The organism is Klebsiella oxytoca, from assembly GCF_009707385.1.
Taxonomy (GTDB): Bacteria; Pseudomonadota; Gammaproteobacteria; order Enterobacterales; family Enterobacteriaceae; genus Klebsiella; species Klebsiella oxytoca_C.
This window is the reverse complement of the sequence record NZ_CP046115.1, coordinates 3,687,240-3,703,599: the sequence shown is the minus strand read 5'-3', so window position 1 is coordinate 3,703,599 and position 16,360 is coordinate 3,687,240. Positions and strand designations below refer to the sequence as shown.

Here is a 16,360-nt window from a genome sequence, read left to right as displayed (position 1 = left end):
TTTTTTATTTCTTCCGCTGGCCAAGGGATTAACCAACGGCAGAAGAGGTTACGAGCGGCTCAGAACTCGTCGCGCTTCGTTATAGCGCTTTTTCCAGTACGGCTCATCCATGCTCGAAATCGTCACACCGCTGCTGGTGGAAGCATGAACAAACTGATTGTTGCCGATGTAGATACCTACATGGCGACCCGTGGAACCTGCACGGAACAGAACTAAATCACCGGTACGCAGCTGTGAACGGCTGATGGATTTTCCGGAACCCTGCTGCTCTGAAGTTGAGCGCGGCAGTTCCAGACCAAACTGTTCACGGAAAGTACGTTGCACGAAGGCAGAACAATCGATGCCTTTACGAGTGCTGCCGCCGAGGCGGTAACGCACGCCCTTCCAGCTGGCATATTGATCCATCAAACGGGACTTTACGTCCAGGTTACGGACCATTGTTTCAAATTCATCCTGAGAGGCTTGCAGTGATGATAAATCGCCACTACCCACAGCAAGCGTCTCAGAATGCATATTTCTGGCGGTACTATTTGAACTACACGCGGAGAGCAAAACCGCAACTGCAATCGCGGGCGCGACCCGCAAAATATATCTCAAAATCGGCTGAGATTTGACCATGCTGTGTGTTATCCCTTGTTGTCCTTAACGACAATGTCGTTATAAAAAATGCCAAACGTGTTAGAGCCTAATTACCTGGTCGCAATGAGACAATTCCGTAAGCCTAAAAGTGTGGGCTGACGCACAAATTTATTCATTCACTGAATGGATATCGCGAACCAGGCAAAACGAGATTGAGGTTACCCGATCGCACGGGGGATGGCGAGCGGTTTTGTTCATTTTCTTATAAGTATTTTTGCGACAAAAAGTGAATCATTGGCAAAGGGTAAAATATCGTCATTGATGGGTAAAAAATACGCAATTTACTCATTTTTAACATGATTAGTGTGACAGAAAGATGATGAGGAATGAGAAAAAATGCGCGGATAAAAAAAGGACCCAGAACGATCCCTTATGGATGATATTAATTATTTGTAAATAGTATTTTAATTTTTTGCATTTCCACCGGGAAGATAACGTTCAAATAAGGCAATAACGTTGTCGCTTGCCGAGGTCAACAATACCCAGGGAGCGCCAATAAGCACGGCCGTTAATGAGCCGACGGCAATATCGGTAAACCAGTGGGCGCCAATCATCACTCGTGGGAAAGCGAACACGACGAATATCACCAGCGCAATGGCAAACGCGCGGCGGCCAAAATAGCGCCACATGAAGGAAGCAAAAATAAGCAGCATCATGCCGTGATCTCCCGGAAAGCTATCTTTAGAAGCATCTTTAGTGGGAAATGAGATCACATCGCTGACTTTGGTGATGTCGGTGAAAGCGAGCGAAGGGCTGGCGCGCTTAACCGGCATCAGATGCTGGGCCAGCTGGTTGATGATAACGGCGGCCAGCAGCATCACCAGGCCGATGATAATCACCCGGCGGCGTCCGGCACTCTGTTCTTTAAACCAGAAGCTCAGCATCAGGCTGCCCATCGCCAGCAGCGAGCAGGCGTCAAATGCGCGGTTATTTATAATAGCCAGCAGCCAGGTATAAGCGGTGCTCACGCCAACCAGGTGGTTAAAGAAATAGAAGATCGCCGAGTCCAGCGGATTCCAGAAACCATGGTTAACGGGGAGGTACCATGAACAAAAAAGCACAACACCCGCCGCGTTCAGCAGCAGGATCAGGGGAATTCGATTTTTAATCATAACTATCGCGTATTGTGTAAAACGACGGCAACCATAGCCGCCTTAACTTAAACGAATCCTCAACAAGGAGGCCTGCAGCGTATTCCAGTCCGTCTCGGTATCGGCAATCAGCTCGATACGACTGTCCGGCGGGGCGACGTTTTGCGTCTCAATATGCAAATCAAGCTGCTGGCGATTGATACGTATCAGTCCTTCCGCAATACGCATGACGCCTTTAACGCGTCCGACCGGCGCCAGCCGGGCCCATTCTAGCAGGCCAACGGTATCGAAGACGGTTTCAGCGTCAAAAATCCAGCCGCAGGCGTGATAGCCCTGCCCGCTGTTGAGACTACGGCGCCAGCGTTGATGGGCAGGGAGAGTTAGCGCGGCAAGACCTTTTTTCTCGCCGTGATGATGCGCATGCTCGGCGCTTTTGGGAAGCGGGGCAAGATTGCGGCGCGGCGAATCAAGCAGTGCCGGATCGATATTACCCTGCGTGGCGTTGACGAACTGACGACCATTCGCATACGCCTGCCACCATGCGGCAAACGCCTGCTGGCTTTCTTCAGTCGAACGATCGGCCTTATTGCTGATAATGACATCAGCGGCAGCCAGCTGGTCGCGAAAGTTTTGGTTGGCTACCACTTTTTCGTCCAGAAGCTGACGCGGATCCAGTACGCACAAGGTGGCGCGCAGGTCGAGCCACGGTTCGTATACCGCGGCGGTCAGTATATCGAGGATCTGTTTTGGATGGCCAAGCCCGGTAGGTTCTATCAGCAGGCGATCGGGTTTGCCCTGACGCAGCAGGGTATTTAATCCAACCTGCATCGGAAGACCGTTAACGCAGCACATGCAGCCGCCGGGGATCTCTTTAAGCAGCGCTCCGCTTTCCGCCAGCAGCGCGCCGTCAATACCGACCTCGCCAAACTCGTTGACCAGTACGGCCCATTTTTCATCCGCAGGCTTGCTGGCCAGCAGATGCAGAATTGAAGTCGTTTTGCCGCTGCCGAGAAACCCCGTGATCAAATTCGTTTTGGTCACCTTCTCTCCAGGATAAATGTAATGTTGTAACAGTTGGACTATCCTGACGAAAAAAGGGGGAAAAGAGAAGTCTTACTGCGGACAGAAGGGGACTCTGTCCGCTTAAAGGCAGAAATTGTTAAGAATTCAGCGCGTCGGCAATCGCATTACGCGCGCCTGAGGCTGCGAGCCGCTGCCACGCGGCGGAAATATCGGCGACAAACTGCGAGTTTCGCGGCAGGTCGTTGCCAAAGATCTCTTCAAGCGTAAGCAGGGCCGTCACGCGCTGTTGCTCATCACTGTTGGAAACGAGTTTGCTTATCTTGTCAGCCAGCGGATCGCGAATATCGATAGGGTTTCCGGCATCGTCATTCCCGCTGACGTAGCGCATCCAGCCGGCGACGCCCAGAGCCAGAAGCGGCCACTGGCTGCCCTGCGCGAGATGGGTGCGAATGCTATCAAGCATCCGCTGTGGCAGCTTCTGGCTACCGTCCATGGCGATTTGCCAGGTGCGATGCTTCAGCGCCGGGTTGCTGAAGCGTTCGATCAGGCTGTCAGCGTAAGCCGTCAGGTCCACTTCCTGTATAGATAAAGTGGGTGCCTGTTCGTCGAGCATTAGCCGGCAGGCGGCGCTGCGGAAAACCGGGTCCTGCATACAGTCGCTAATATGCGCGTGGCCGGCAAGATAGCCCAGCCATGCGAGGAACGAGTGGCTGCCGTTGAGCATCCGCAGCTTCATCTGTTCCCATGGCAAAACGTTATCCGTCATCTGTACGCCTGCTGTTTCCCAGTCTGGCCGACCGGCAACGAAGTTATCTTCAATGACCCATTGAATAAAGGGCTCGCAGCTAATCGCGCAGGGATCTTCGACTCCCAACGTGGCGCTAATTTCCGCCAGCGACTCCTCTGTAGCGGCGGGCACAATGCGATCAACCATGGTGCCGGGAAAGCTGACGCGTTCAGCAATCCACTGCGCAAGGTCCGGATCGCGTTTTTCCGCCATTCCCAGTACGGCGTTTTTCACCACATGTCCATTATCAGGGATATTGTCGCAGGAGAGGACGGTAAACGGTGTTAATCCGCGCTGACGGCGGCGCGCCAGCGCTTCGACAAGGATACCGGGGACCGATTGCGGCTGCGTTGGGTTTTGCAGATCGTGAATAATGCGCGGCTGCGTCATATCCAGCAGACCGCTGGCCGGATCGATGCAGTAACCTTTCTCGGTGATGGTCAGCGAGACAATGGCCACCTGCGGTTCGCAAAATTTATCAATAATGGCAGCCAGCGAATCCAGCTTCGCATTCAGACATTCATGCACGGCGCCGATAACAATCGGCTGATTACCTTCGCCACCTTTTTCCAGTACGGTGAACAGGTGGTTTTGTTGGCGCAGCTGGGCCATCAGCCGATCGCCGCTGAACAGGCTGATCTCGCAAATCCCCCAATCCCCGCCTCTGGCGTTGAGCACCCTGTCAGTGAGTAGCGCCTGGTGCGCGCGATGAAAGGCGCCGAAACCGAAATGCACAATGCGCGAACGGAGCTGGCTGCGGTCATATTGAGGTAGCTGTACGCCTTCCGGCAGCGTAGCCGTAGCAATGGTTGTCATTCTTAGTACACCTGATTAACCAATAATTAACATCGGTAGTGTAAAGATATATGACAACAAATTAAATTGGTGAGCCTTATTTATCCGCTTAATGTGAACTTGATCAATCAAAACCCTCTCTCGCGGCGCCTGATGTTGAATAAGTCATCAGGGGAACGGTGCTATCAGGGCAATATAAGTAATTTTTGGTATAACAACTTTACGGCGGAGGTAAGGGAGAAAAAGAGGCATTGTCTGGAGCCAAAAGGCGCTAGCTGCGGAAGGGGGCTAATAAAAAGGACAGCCGCTGGCTGCCCTTTGTGTTGCATTCGCAGAGTTTAGTCTGCACGGCCCATATAGCGGCTCTCTTCGATATGGATGCGGATGCGTTCGCCTGCGCTCAGGTATTCAGGCACCTGAACCACCAGGCCGGTGCTCAGGGTCGCCGGTTTGTTACGGGCGCTTGCGGATGCGCCTTTGATACCCGGTGCCGTTTCGATGATTTCCAGGTCAACGGTCTGCGGCAGCTCCAGCGCCAGCAGCTGGCCGTCCCAGGTCAGAACCTGCATGTCCGGCATTCCGCCTTCCGGCATAAACAGCAGCTCTTCTTCGATTTGCTCTTTGGTGAAGATATACGGAGTGTAATCTTCTTTGTCCATAAAGACGTATTCGTTGCCATCGATATAGGAGAAATCAACGAAGCGGCGGGTGAGGGTGACGGTATCGACGATATCGTCGCCTTTAAAGCGTTCTTCCACTTTCAGCCCGGTACGGACATCGGAGAAACGCATTTTGTACAGCGTCGCTGCGCCGCGGGCGCTCGGTGACTGAATATCAATATTTTTAACAATCAGCAGTTTGCCGTTGTAATTCAGCACCATACCTTTTTTAATTTCATTCGCTCTTGGCATTGCAGTAATCCTGTCACATAAAGGGTCGAAAATATCGCGTAAAACTACTCGCGCCGGGCCTTTCAGGCAAGTGGAATTCGTGAGTTTTGCTATCTTCAGGTAAAACGTTTAGGCTAGGCCGCCACTAGCGTTATCGGAAGAGTCGATTATGGAATGCCGCCCTGAATGCGGAGCTTGCTGTATCGCTCCTTCTATCTCCAGCCCTATCCCGGGGATGCCGCAGGGCAAACCGGCTAACACCCGCTGCGTACAGCTATCGGAAAATAATCTGTGTAATATTTTTGGCTCGCCGTTAAGGCCTAAAGTGTGTTCCAGCCTGAAGCCGGAAGCGGAAATGTGTGCGACAAACCGCGATGAAGCGATAACCTGGCTTCTTCACCTCGAACAGAGTACCGCCTGAAGCTATAAGTTTCTTTTGATAGCTCAATACAATAAATCAGAAAAATTATTATCTGGATCCATTTCGCGCGCGAGGGCGATAAGTTTTTGCTTATTGCCAAGAATGTAGCCAGACTTCTGTTTGATCAACAAGCCTTCCTGGCTAAATTGCGCAATCACATATAATAAGTGGCGATATGACACGCCCATATATTCTGCCGCCTGTGTATGTTTTTCGTGATAAATATCACAGTGCTGAGTTAATAAGATAAATGCTGCCAGACGATTAACCAGCGGAAATGATTGATTCTGGGTCAGAGAAACAATATTGCGATAATTTTTCTGACTTAACGCAATGCAAAGATTACGTAGAAAAACGACATCGTTAAGCAGTCTCGGCCGAAAGGTCGCTATCGGCAGAGCCAGGCACCAGCACTCCTCTATGGCCTGCACGCCGCGCGGATGGTGATGTTGATCGATGAGCTCTATCTCTCCTGTAAAGCAGGGAGCGCCAAAGAAATCTATCAGTGAAACCCGACCATTAGCCGATGTGGTATAAAGCTTTGCCCGTCCGCGCGCGAGGTAAAAAAGGTACGCGGGCTGCGCCCCCTCTCTGATGATGTAATCCCCGGCAACCACGTGAAATAAGCGCGTATCCGCCATCACTTCTACAGAAAATTTATCCTGATAGCCTGATTCGCTAATCAATTGCTGTTTGAGCTTTTCATTTTGAATTTCTTTCACGGTCGCGTCCCGGTATGAGATTTCTCATATTCAGCAGCGGTTTTAGCCTTGTATGCTGCAAATGCTAATCCACTACCTGCTTAACCCTGCTGTAATAACATAAAAATGCTCTAAAAGCGAAAAGAGGAAATAAAAATGGAAAAAAGAAAAATTATACTCGATTGCGATCCAGGCCACGATGATGCTATCGCTATAATGATGGCAGCCCGACATCCGGCAATTGATTTATTAGGCATTACAATCGTTGCTGGCAACCAAACACTGGATAAAACCTTAGTTAATGGATTAAATGTCTGTCAGCATTTAGATATCACTGTACCGGTATATGGCGGAATGCCGCAACCCATTATGCGCCAACAGATTGTTGCCGATAATATTCATGGGGAAACCGGTCTTGACGGCCCGGTATTTTCTCCGTTGACCCGAAAAGCAGAAGAGACGCATGCGGTTAAATATATTATTGATACGCTGATGGCCAGCGAGGGGGATATTACTCTGGTACCCGTTGGGCCGCTGACTAATATTGCCGTAGCGATGCGTATGCAGCCAGCGATCCTGCCTAAAATTCGTGAAATTGTGCTGATGGGCGGCGCTTACGGTACCGGAAACTTTACACCATCGGCGGAGTTTAATATTTATGCTGACCCTGAAGCGGCACGGGTTGTATTCAGTTCCGGTGTTCCTTTGGTAATGATGGGCCTGGATTTAACTAACCAGACCGTATGTACCGCAGATGTGATTGCCCGCATGGAAAGGGCCGGTGGTCCGGCGGGACAATTATTCAGCGATATCATGAATTTTACGCTTAAAACACAGTTTGAAAACTACGGTCTGGCAGGCGGTCCAGTACACGATGCCACCTGTATCGGTTATTTGATCAATCCTCAGGGTATCAGGACCCGGGACATGTACGTGGAAGTTGATGTTAACAGCGGCCCCTGCTATGGCCGCACGGTATGCGACGAGCTGGGAGTACTTGGTAAAGCGCCGAATACTAAAGTGGGCATCACCATTGATACTAACTGGTTCTGGGACCTGGTTGAAGAGTGCGTAGGGATGTACCGCTAAGTCACATAGCATCAGGCGCATGAAATATCTTTTATCACCTGATAAAAACAGGCGGGCAGTAAGCTGTCGCCCGTAATAAAATCAGTCCTACCAAAACCTGGCATAAATGCCGGGTTTACTGGCATCAAGAGATAATCATTATGGATATAATGAGAAGCGTTCTGGGGATGGCGGTATTATTGGCAATTGCTTTTCTACTGTCAGTAAATAAAAAAAGAATTAGTTTGCGTACCGTTGGCGCGGCGCTGGTGCTGCAAATTGCCATTGGCGGCATTATGCTCTATTTCCCGCCGGGAAAATGGCTGGCGGAACAGGCGGCTTTGGGCGTGCATAAAGTGATGACCTACAGCGATGCCGGCAGCGCTTTTATTTTTGGTTCCCTGGTTGGGCCTAAAATGGATGTTCTGTTTGATGGTTCAGGGTTTATTTTTGCCTTTCGAGTATTACCGGCGATTATTTTTATCACCGCGCTGGTGAGCCTGCTTTATTATATTGGCGTGATGGGGATACTCATCCGAATTCTTGGCGGTATTTTCCAGAAAGCGCTCAATATCAGTAAAATCGAGTCCTTCGTCGCCGTAACCACTATTTTTCTTGGACAAAACGAGATCCCGGCAATCGTTAAGCCGTTTATTGATCGCTTGAACCGCAATGAGCTGTTCACCGCGATTTGTAGTGGAATGGCGTCGATTGCGGGCTCGACGATGATCGGTTATGCCGGTCTGGGTGTTCCCATTGATTATCTGCTGGCGGCGTCGCTAATGGCGATCCCCGGCGGGATTCTGTTCGCGCGTCTCCTTAGCCCGGCGACAGAGTCGTCGCAGGTCACGTTTGAAAATCTCTCATTCACCGAAACGCCGCCAAAAAGCGTTATTGAAGCAGCAGCGACCGGCGCCATGGCAGGCGTAAAAATTGCCGTGGGCGTAGCGACGGTGGTGATGGCGTTTGTGGCAATCATTGCTCTCATTAACGGTATTATTAGCGGTATTGGCGGCTGGTTCGGTTTTGGGCACGCCACGCTGGAGGGCATTTTCGGCTATGCTCTTGCGCCGCTGGCGTGGCTCATGGGCGTTGACTGGAGCGATGCGACGCTGGCCGGAAGCCTGATAGGCCAGAAGCTGGCGATTAACGAATTTGTCGCCTATCTCAACTTCTCGCCTTTTCTGCAAACGCCGGGGGCGCTGGATGTAAAAACGATTGCGATTATTTCGTTTGCGCTGTGCGGCTTTGCTAATTTTGGCTCTATCGGCGTGGTGGTTGGCGCGTTCTCAGCGATTGCGCCGCAGCGGGCGTCTGAAATAGCCCAGCTAGGAATGCGGGCGCTGGCCGCGGCAACGCTATCGAATCTGATGAGCGCAACGATTGCTGGATTTTTTATTGGTCTGGCCTGACGAGCAGGTGCGCCGGCAGGGCGGCGCGCCGTTTTACCAATGGCCCTTAAACGTCTTTAATGCGCCACAGGCAGACCTGTGTGACAGCACCCATCACAAGAGCAATCCAGAATACGGCATGATAGCTCCAGATTTCCGCGACGACGCCGGCCAGCGAGCCGGCGATAATCCAGCCAACGCGAGTGGTATTGGTATACAAAGTGGTGGCCGCTCCGGCCTGCCCCGGCATCAGATCCTGAAAATAGAGCATCCCGATACCGGCCAGAATACCGATAAAAATGGCGTTCAGCGCCTGCAGAGCCAGCAGCAGGCCTGGGGTATGCACGGTTAACATACCTATATAGAACAATACGCCGGCTACCGCAGAGAGCCGCATCAGGAAACGTTTGCCGAAGCGTTTGGCGTAATAACCCGCAATCAGCATCGTTGGAATTTCCAGTCCGGCGGCGGTTCCCATCATGACGCCCGCCAGTTTCTCCGACAAATGCAGTTCATTGATAATAAACAGCGGCATATTAATGATGTACAGGCTATTAATCCCCCACATCAGCGTACAAATGATAAACAGCAGCAGCGCATCGCGACGGTTGGTTCGCGGCGCTTCAAGATGACCGGTAACCGCCTTTGGCTCCTTGCGCATGCTCGGGAGGAAAAACCAGACCATCGCGCCGCAGACCACAAAGGCAATTGCCGCGCTGAGATACATCACCGTAAAACCAAATCCCATCGCCAGCGCGTAGGCCAGCGGGGGGCCGATCACCCACGCCAGAGATACCTGAGCGCGCAGAATTGAGCTGAACATGACCGCCTCGCGCCCCGTTTTGTCCGCATGTTCACGGGCGAGGGCAAACATCTGCGGGTTAGCGGTGGAACCAAAGCTGCTGAGAAACACGCCGACAAACAGCAAAATAAAGTAGTTACGGTTCCAGGCGAACAGCGCGCAGGCCAGCACGCCCATCAGGCAGCAGAAGACGATCAGCTGTTTACGGTCGCCTTTGCGATCCGATCGCCCGGCAAGAAACTGGCTCACCAGGATGCCAATCACCGCGCTGCCGGTAAAAAAGAAGCCGACCATCGCCGGCCGTACGTGAACTTCGTTAGTCAGAAACAGGCTCAGAGTAGGCGTCTGTAACGCCCCGGCGATACCCGTCAGGAAGGCGACGATCAGGAAGGCGGAAGACGTTAAATCAAACCCACGTCGTGGCAGGGCGGCGCTACTGTTTTGCATGTCGGCTTTCATCGGTTTCAGGAGTTGCGGAGTTTACGCCGTCAGTCAGAAAATGAACAGCACCATGGCACAAAAAAATCAAAAAGTCGTTTCAAAATTTAACTTCAGCAAAATGCTGAAGTTTAGCCGTGTTGCTCATCCACGCGTCAGCAAAAGTGTGCTGTATCTCTAATTTCTGTTATCAGGATGCTAACTTTTCTTGCGCGGTGGGTAATAAAGGTACAGACTTCTTGAAACGTTTCAGCGTCATCGGGAGATTCTCCGGCAGGACAGATGACGCATTTTTTCTCAAAGTAGCTGAAACGATTCAATTCAGCAGGAGAGGAGAACCATGTTCCAGTTATCTGTGCAGGATATTCATCCCGGTCAGCAGGCCGGTAATAAAGAAGAGGCTATTCGTCAGGTTGCTTCCGCGCTGGTAAGCGCGGGCAATGTGGCGGATGGCTACGTTAACGGGATGCTGGCTCGCGAGCAGCAAACCTCCACTTTTCTTGGCAACGGCATTGCGATTCCGCACGGTACCACCGACACGCGCGATCAGGTGCTTAAAACCGGCGTTCAGGTTTATCAGTTTCCGCAGGGCGTGACCTGGGGCGAAGGGCAGACCGCCTATGTCGCCATCGGTATTGCCGCCAGCTCGGATGAACACCTTGGTCTGCTGCGTCAGCTGACCCACGTGCTGAGCGACGACTCGGTTGCTGAACAGCTTAAGTCGGCGACCACGGCGGAAGAGCTGCGCGCCCTGCTCATGGGTGAAAAGCAAAGCGAAGCGCTGAAGCTGGATAACGATACGCTGACTCTGGACGTGGCTGCCAGCGATCTGCTGACTCTGCAGGCGCTGAACGCCGCGCGGCTGAAAGAAGCCGGCGCCGTGGATGCTTCCTTTGTGACTCGTACTATTAACGATAAACCGCTGAATCTCGGCGAAGGGATCTGGCTGAATGACAGCCCTGAAGGCAATTTGCGCAGCGCCGTAGCCGTCAGCCGCGCAGCGACTCCTTTTACCAGCGATGAGCAGCCGGTATCGCTGCTGATAACCGTTGCGATGGCCGACGATCGGCCAACCGCGGTGCTTAACCGCCTGAGCAATTTGCTGCTCGATAAAAAAGCTGACCGTTTGCTGAAGGCTGATGGCGCCACGCTGCTGGCGTTGCTGACCAGCGATGACGCTATTGCTGAAGATGTTCTCAGCGCTGAATACGTTATCCGCAACGAGCACGGGCTGCACGCGCGTCCGGGCACTATGCTGGTTAATACAATTAAACAATTTTCCAGCGACATCACCGTCACCAACCTTGATGGTTCGGGTAAACCGGCAAACGGCCGCAGCCTGATGAAAGTTGTGGCGCTGGGCGTGAAAAAAGGTCACCGCTTGCGTTTTACCGCACAGGGTGAAGATGCGCAGCAGGCGCTGGATGCGATTGGCGAAGCTATCGCCGCAGGCCTTGGGGAGGGCGCATAAATGAGCAGACGTGTCGCAACGATTACTTTGAATCCGGCCTATGACCTGGTGGGTTTTACCCCGGAAATTGAACGTGGCGAGGTTAACCTTGTTCGCACGACCGGTTTGCACGCCGCAGGGAAGGGGATCAACGTTGCAAAAGTGCTGAAAGATCTTGGTATTGACGTCACCGTAGGCGGTTTTCTCGGTAAAGATAATCAGGATGGTTTTCAGCAGTTGTTCAGCGAGCTGGGGATCGCTAACCGTTTTCAGGTGGTGCAGGGGCGTACCCGTATCAACGTCAAGCTGACTGAGAAAGATGGCGAAGTAACCGACTTCAACTTCTCGGGATTTGAAGTAACGCCTGGCGACTGGGAGCGCTTTGTTAATGATTCTCTCAGCTGGCTGGGACAGTTCGATATGGTCTGCGTGAGCGGCAGCTTACCGTCAGGCGTGAGCCCGGAAGCGTTTACCGACTGGATGACCCGTCTGCGCAGCCAGTGCCCGTGCATCATTTTTGACAGCAGCCGCGAAGCGCTGGTAGCCGGTCTGAAAGCGGCGCCATGGCTGGTTAAGCCCAACCGTCGCGAGCTGGAGATCTGGGCCGGCCGCAAGCTGCCCGAGATGAAAGACGTGATTGATGCCGCACATGCGCTACGCGAGCAGGGGATTGCCCACGTGGTTATTTCCCTTGGTGAAGAGGGCGCCCTGTGGGTTAACGCATCCGGAGAGTGGATTGCCAAGCCGCCTGCGGTAGACGTGGTCAGCACCGTTGGTGCCGGTGATTCGATGGTTGGCGGCCTGATTTACGGCCTGCTGATGCGTGAGTCCAGCGAACATACGCTGCGTCTGGCAACCGCCGTTGCCGCGCTGGCGGTGAGTCAGAGCAATGTAGGTATTACCGACCGTACCCAGTTGGCCGCAATGATGGCGCGCGTCGACTTACAACCCTTTAATTAACAGCAGGAGAGGCATAATGAAAACGCTGCTGATTATTGATGCCGGGCTTGGACAGGCTCGCGCCTATATGGCGAAGACTCTGTTGGGCACCGCGGCGCAAAAAGCGCAACTCGAACTGATTGATAACCCGAACGACGCTGAGCTGGCGATTGTGCTGGGCACGGCGCTGCCGGCTGACAGCGCGCTGAATGGCAAAAAGGTCTATCTCGGCGATATTAATCGTGCCGTTGCCCATCCGGAGCTGTTCCTCGGGGAAGCCAAAAGCCACGCAACGCCTTATACCGCTCCGGCTGCTGCTTCACCGGCTGCCGCTAACGGTCCAAAACGTATTGTGGCGGTCACCGCCTGCCCGACCGGCGTCGCGCATACCTTTATGGCGGCGGAAGCGATTGAAACCGAAGCCAAAAAACGCGGCTGGTGGGTAAAAGTTGAAACGCGCGGCTCCGTGGGCGCGGGCAATGCCATCACTGCGGAAGAGGTTGAACAAGCAGATCTGGTCGTAGTCGCTGCTGATATCGAAGTGGATCTGGCGAAGTTCGCCGGTAAGCCGATGTATCGCACCACTACCGGTCTGGCGCTGAAAAAAACGGCTCAGGAGCTGGATAAAGCCGTTGTTGAGGCGAAACCGTATCAACCTGCGGGCAAAACCCAGCAGGCGGCGGAAGGTAAAAAAGAGTCCGCCGGCGCCTATCGTCATCTGCTGACCGGTGTGTCATACATGCTGCCGATGGTGGTGGCGGGCGGCCTGTGTATCGCGCTCTCCTTTGCTTTTGGGATTAAAGCCTTTGAGGTTAAAGACACCCTGGCCGCAGCGCTGATGCAAATCGGCGGCGGCTCCGCTTTCGCGCTGATGGTACCGGTACTGGCGGGTTTCATCGCCTTCTCCATCGCCGATCGTCCGGGCCTGACGCCGGGTCTTATCGGCGGTATGCTGGCGGTAAGCACCGGGTCTGGCTTTATCGGCGGCATCATCGCCGGTTTCCTGGCCGGTTATGTCGCGAAAGCGATTAGTACCAGGCTTAAGCTACCGCAAAGTATGGAAGCGCTGAAACCGATCCTGATTATTCCGCTGGTTTCCAGCCTGATCGTCGGTCTGGCGATGATTTACCTGATTGGTAAACCGGTTGCCGGGATCCTTGAAGGTCTGACCCACTGGCTGCAAACCATGGGGACGGCGAACGCGGTTCTGCTCGGTGCGATCCTCGGCGGTATGATGTGTACCGATATGGGCGGTCCGGTGAACAAGGCGGCCTACGCCTTTGGGGTTGGCCTGCTGAGTACCCAAACTTATGCACCGATGGCGGCAATTATGGCTGCGGGTATGGTTCCACCGCTGGCGCTGGGCCTGGCAACGCTGATTGCGCGCAAAAAGTTCGACAAAGCGCAGCAGGAAGGCGGCAAGGCGGCACTGGTACTTGGCCTGTGCTTTATCACCGAAGGTGCGATTCCGTTCGCTGCCCGTGACCCGATGCGCGTCCTGCCTTGCTGCATCGTTGGCGGTGCGGTGACCGGGGCGATGTCCATGTGGGTTGGCGCGAAACTGATGGCGCCGCACGGTGGCCTGTTCGTCCTGCTGATCCCTGGCGCGATTACGCCGGTGCTCGGATATCTGCTGGCGATTGTTATCGGTACGCTGGTCGCAGGTCTCTCTTATGCGGTACTGAAACGCCCTGAAGTCCAGGCGGAAGAAAAAGTAGCCTGATTGACTTTCTGAACGCTTTCCAGGGCAGAGTCTTCTCTGCCCTTTTTTATGCGCTTTCCTTGCTCTGCTCACCCGGGCCGATGTGCTCTCCTTCGCATTTTTAAACTGTTTAAAAACCATACTGCGCAAATTTTGTGATTTTGTTCATATTCACATGAAAACCCTCCTTGACGCCTCTTTACTTTAAAAGTAACTCACTTAACATAAACACATGTTCAAATATAAACATGTGTTCAATTGAGGGTGAGGTGCGTATATTTAAAAATATTGAATAACTCTACTGCCATAGCATTTTTTCTGTTGGAGGGTATTTTTATGCCTGAAAATGATTACGTTGTAATTATTGGATCAGCAAATATGGATGTTGCTGGCTATTCCAGTGTTTCGTTGAACTATGCTGATTCTAATCCCGGAAAGATAAAATATACCCCCGGCGGCGTGGGGCGGAATATTGCACAAAACATTGCCTTGTTGAATAAACCAGCGTGGTTGTTATCCGTCGTGGGTGATGATTTTTATGGACATTCGCTATTAAAGCAAACGGCCCAGTCCGGGGTCCATGTTGATAAATGTCAGATCGTTAAGGGGGAGGGCACGTCGAGCTATTTATCGCTGCTTGATAATACCGGAGAAATGCTGGTGGCGATAAATGATATGAGCATTACTGAGCATATTACGCCGGCATTTCTGAGCCAACATTATGATTTTATCCAAAATGCTGCGGTCATTATCGTTGATTGTAATATTAGCGAATCGGCGCTGGTCTGGTTGATGGAAAACACTGGCTCAACGCCTGTTTTTGTTGACCCGGTTTCAGCCTGGAAATGCGTAAAAATCAGTCAGCACCTGGGCCGTATTCACACGCTGAAACCGAACCGAATTGAGGCTGAAACCCTGAGCGGAATCGCGCTGTCCGGCACTGATGACGTGGCCCGCGTTGCCGATTGGTTTCACCGGCACGGCCTGAAGCGCCTGGTGCTTAGCATGGGGGGCGACGGGGTTTACTACAGCGAGAAAGACGGCGAGCGGGGCTGGTCTGCGCCGCTAAAAACCCAGGTTGTTAACGTGACCGGCGCCGGTGATGCCATGATGGCCGGTCTTGCCTGCTGCTGGCTTGATGGTTGTTCATTTTCGCAAGCGGTGAAGTTTGCGCAGGGATGTTCTTCTCTGGCGCTTTCATCGGAATTTACCAATAACCCTGAATTATCTTACGCAAACGTAAAAAAATTAGTGGAGAAAGAATATGTCTGAATTAAATATTTCCCCTGAATTATTACAGGTTTCTGCGGAAGTCCAGCAGGCATTAAAAAATAATCAACCGGTTGTGGCGCTGGAATCAACTATTATTTCCCACGGTATGCCGTTCCCCGAAAATGCACAAACGGCGCTGGAAGTTGAAGAAACTATTCGCCGTCAGGGTGCAGTGCCGGCAACTATCGCAATTATACATGGCGTAATGAAGGTCGGTTTGAGCCGTGAGGAAATTGAATTGCTTGGACGTGAAGGGCATAACGTCACCAAAGTTAGCCGTCGTGATTTACCTTTTGTCGTCGCCGCGGGATTAAACGGCGCGACTACCGTAGCTTCTACCATGATTATTGCTGCAATGGCCGGAATAAAAGTCTTTGCTACCGGCGGTATTGGCGGCGTTCATCGTGGTGCTGAACGTACTTTTGATATTTCTGCAGATTTGCAGGAGCTGGCAAATACTAACGTCACCGTGGTTTGTGCTGGCGCAAAATCTATTCTCGACCTCGGGTTAACCACCGAATATTTAGAAACTTACGGCGTTCCGCTTATTGGTTATCAAACTTCGGCGCTCCCGGCTTTTTTCTGCCGAACCAGCCCGTTTGAGGTCAGCATTCGTCTTAATAGCGCCAAAGAAATCGCCAAAGCCATGGCGGTGAAATGGCAATCCGGCCTCAATGGCGGCATGGTGGTGGCGAACCCGATACCGGAACAGTTTGCGATGCCGGAAGCGAAAATTAACGTCGCCATCAACCAGGCTGTCAAGGAAGCGGAAGAACAGGGCGTAGTGGGTAAAGAAAGTACGCCGTTCCTGCTGGCCCGCGTTGCTGAGCTGACCGGTGGAGATAGCCTGAAGTCCAATATTCAGCTGGTGTTTAACAACGCCATTCTCGCCTGCGAAATTGCCAAAGAGTATCAACAAATAGCCTGACGACAGTTGCGGGCTGTTTGCGG

15 protein-coding genes are annotated in these 16,360 nt (G+C 52.5%); 8 read left to right on the top strand and 7 right to left on the bottom strand.

Annotation, left to right across the window (positions count from 1 at the left end; genetic code table 11):
• Positions 1 to 48 precede the first annotated feature (48 nt).
• The 5 genes from mepS to yeiP all read right to left on the bottom strand — a co-directional run bounded on the left by mepS (position 49) and on the right by yeiP (position 5,246).
• Entirely contained in the window at positions 49 to 618 is a 570-nt protein-coding gene (gene mepS, locus GJ746_RS17195; RefSeq protein WP_154681289.1) for a bifunctional murein DD-endopeptidase/murein LD-carboxypeptidase, read from the bottom strand.
• Between the two features lie 425 nt (positions 619 to 1,043).
• Positions 1,044 to 1,757, bottom strand: coding sequence for a phosphatase PAP2 family protein (locus GJ746_RS17190; RefSeq protein WP_195908873.1), 714 nt, complete (start codon positions 1,755 to 1,757; stop codon positions 1,044 to 1,046).
• A 36-nt stretch (positions 1,758 to 1,793) separates the two neighbouring features.
• The gene (locus GJ746_RS17185; protein WP_154681287.1) at positions 1,794 to 2,771 is read right to left on the bottom strand and encodes a CobW family GTP-binding protein; all 978 of its coding nucleotides are present in this window, start codon (positions 2,769 to 2,771) and stop codon (positions 1,794 to 1,796) included.
• Between the two features lie 118 nt (positions 2,772 to 2,889).
• Positions 2,890 to 4,356, bottom strand: coding sequence for a mannitol dehydrogenase family protein (locus GJ746_RS17180; RefSeq protein ID WP_154681286.1), 1,467 nt, complete (start codon positions 4,354 to 4,356; stop codon positions 2,890 to 2,892).
• 317 nt (positions 4,357 to 4,673) lie between these two features.
• Positions 4,674 to 5,246, bottom strand: coding sequence for an elongation factor P-like protein YeiP (yeiP, locus tag GJ746_RS17175; RefSeq protein WP_004103935.1), 573 nt, complete (start codon positions 5,244 to 5,246; stop codon positions 4,674 to 4,676).
• A gap of 148 nt (positions 5,247 to 5,394) precedes the next feature.
• Here yeiP and GJ746_RS17170 point away from each other — a divergent pair, with 148 nt between their 5' ends.
• Positions 5,395 to 5,646, top strand: a complete 252-nt coding sequence (locus GJ746_RS17170) for a YkgJ family cysteine cluster protein (protein ID WP_154681285.1) — start codon at positions 5,395 to 5,397, stop codon at positions 5,644 to 5,646.
• Positions 5,647 to 5,669: 23 nt separating this feature from the next.
• On the opposite strand, the gene GJ746_RS17165 is transcribed toward GJ746_RS17170, so the two are convergent.
• Positions 5,670 to 6,368, bottom strand: a complete 699-nt coding sequence (locus tag GJ746_RS17165; protein WP_154681284.1) for a transcriptional regulator YeiL — start codon at positions 6,366 to 6,368, stop codon at positions 5,670 to 5,672.
• 135 nt (positions 6,369 to 6,503) lie between these two features.
• Here GJ746_RS17165 and rihB point away from each other — a divergent pair, with 135 nt between their 5' ends.
• The gene (gene rihB / locus GJ746_RS17160) at positions 6,504 to 7,436 is read left to right on the top strand and encodes a ribosylpyrimidine nucleosidase (RefSeq protein ID WP_154681283.1); all 933 of its coding nucleotides are present in this window, start codon (positions 6,504 to 6,506) and stop codon (positions 7,434 to 7,436) included.
• 140 nt (positions 7,437 to 7,576) lie between these two features.
• Positions 7,577 to 8,827 carry a NupC/NupG family nucleoside CNT transporter gene (locus GJ746_RS17155; RefSeq protein WP_064362385.1) on the top strand — a complete coding sequence of 417 codons (1,251 nt, stop codon included), beginning with the start codon at positions 7,577 to 7,579 and terminating at the stop codon, positions 8,825 to 8,827.
• 46 nt (positions 8,828 to 8,873) lie between these two features.
• On the opposite strand, the gene setB is transcribed toward GJ746_RS17155, so the two are convergent.
• On the bottom strand, positions 8,874 to 10,055 hold the full coding sequence (setB, locus tag GJ746_RS17150; protein WP_154681282.1) for a sugar efflux transporter SetB: 1,182 nt from the start codon (positions 10,053 to 10,055) through the stop codon (positions 8,874 to 8,876).
• 331 nt (positions 10,056 to 10,386) lie between these two features.
• On the opposite strand from setB, the gene fruB reads away from it, so the two are divergent.
• The 5 genes from fruB (at position 10,387) to GJ746_RS17125 (ending at position 16,337) form a co-directional block, all read left to right on the top strand.
• Positions 10,387 to 11,517: a fused PTS fructose transporter subunit IIA/HPr protein gene (fruB, locus tag GJ746_RS17145; RefSeq protein WP_154681281.1), complete on the top strand. Its 1,131-nt coding sequence runs from the start codon at positions 10,387 to 10,389 to the stop codon at positions 11,515 to 11,517.
• A complete protein-coding gene (fruK, locus tag GJ746_RS17140; RefSeq protein ID WP_154681280.1) occupies positions 11,518 to 12,456 on the top strand; it encodes a 1-phosphofructokinase in 939 nt (312 codons plus the stop codon). It abuts the gene before it with no gap.
• Between the two features lie 16 nt (positions 12,457 to 12,472).
• Positions 12,473 to 14,158, top strand: coding sequence for a PTS fructose transporter subunit IIBC (gene fruA, locus GJ746_RS17135; protein WP_154681279.1), 1,686 nt, complete (start codon positions 12,473 to 12,475; stop codon positions 14,156 to 14,158).
• 315 nt (positions 14,159 to 14,473) lie between these two features.
• The gene (locus tag GJ746_RS17130) at positions 14,474 to 15,409 is read left to right on the top strand and encodes a pseudouridine kinase (protein WP_154681278.1); all 936 of its coding nucleotides are present in this window, start codon (positions 14,474 to 14,476) and stop codon (positions 15,407 to 15,409) included.
• Positions 15,402 to 16,337: a pseudouridine-5'-phosphate glycosidase gene (locus GJ746_RS17125; RefSeq protein ID WP_154681277.1), complete on the top strand. Its 936-nt coding sequence runs from the start codon at positions 15,402 to 15,404 to the stop codon at positions 16,335 to 16,337. The genes GJ746_RS17130 and GJ746_RS17125 overlap by 8 nt, the downstream gene beginning before the upstream one ends.
• Positions 16,338 to 16,360: the final 23 nt, after the last annotated feature.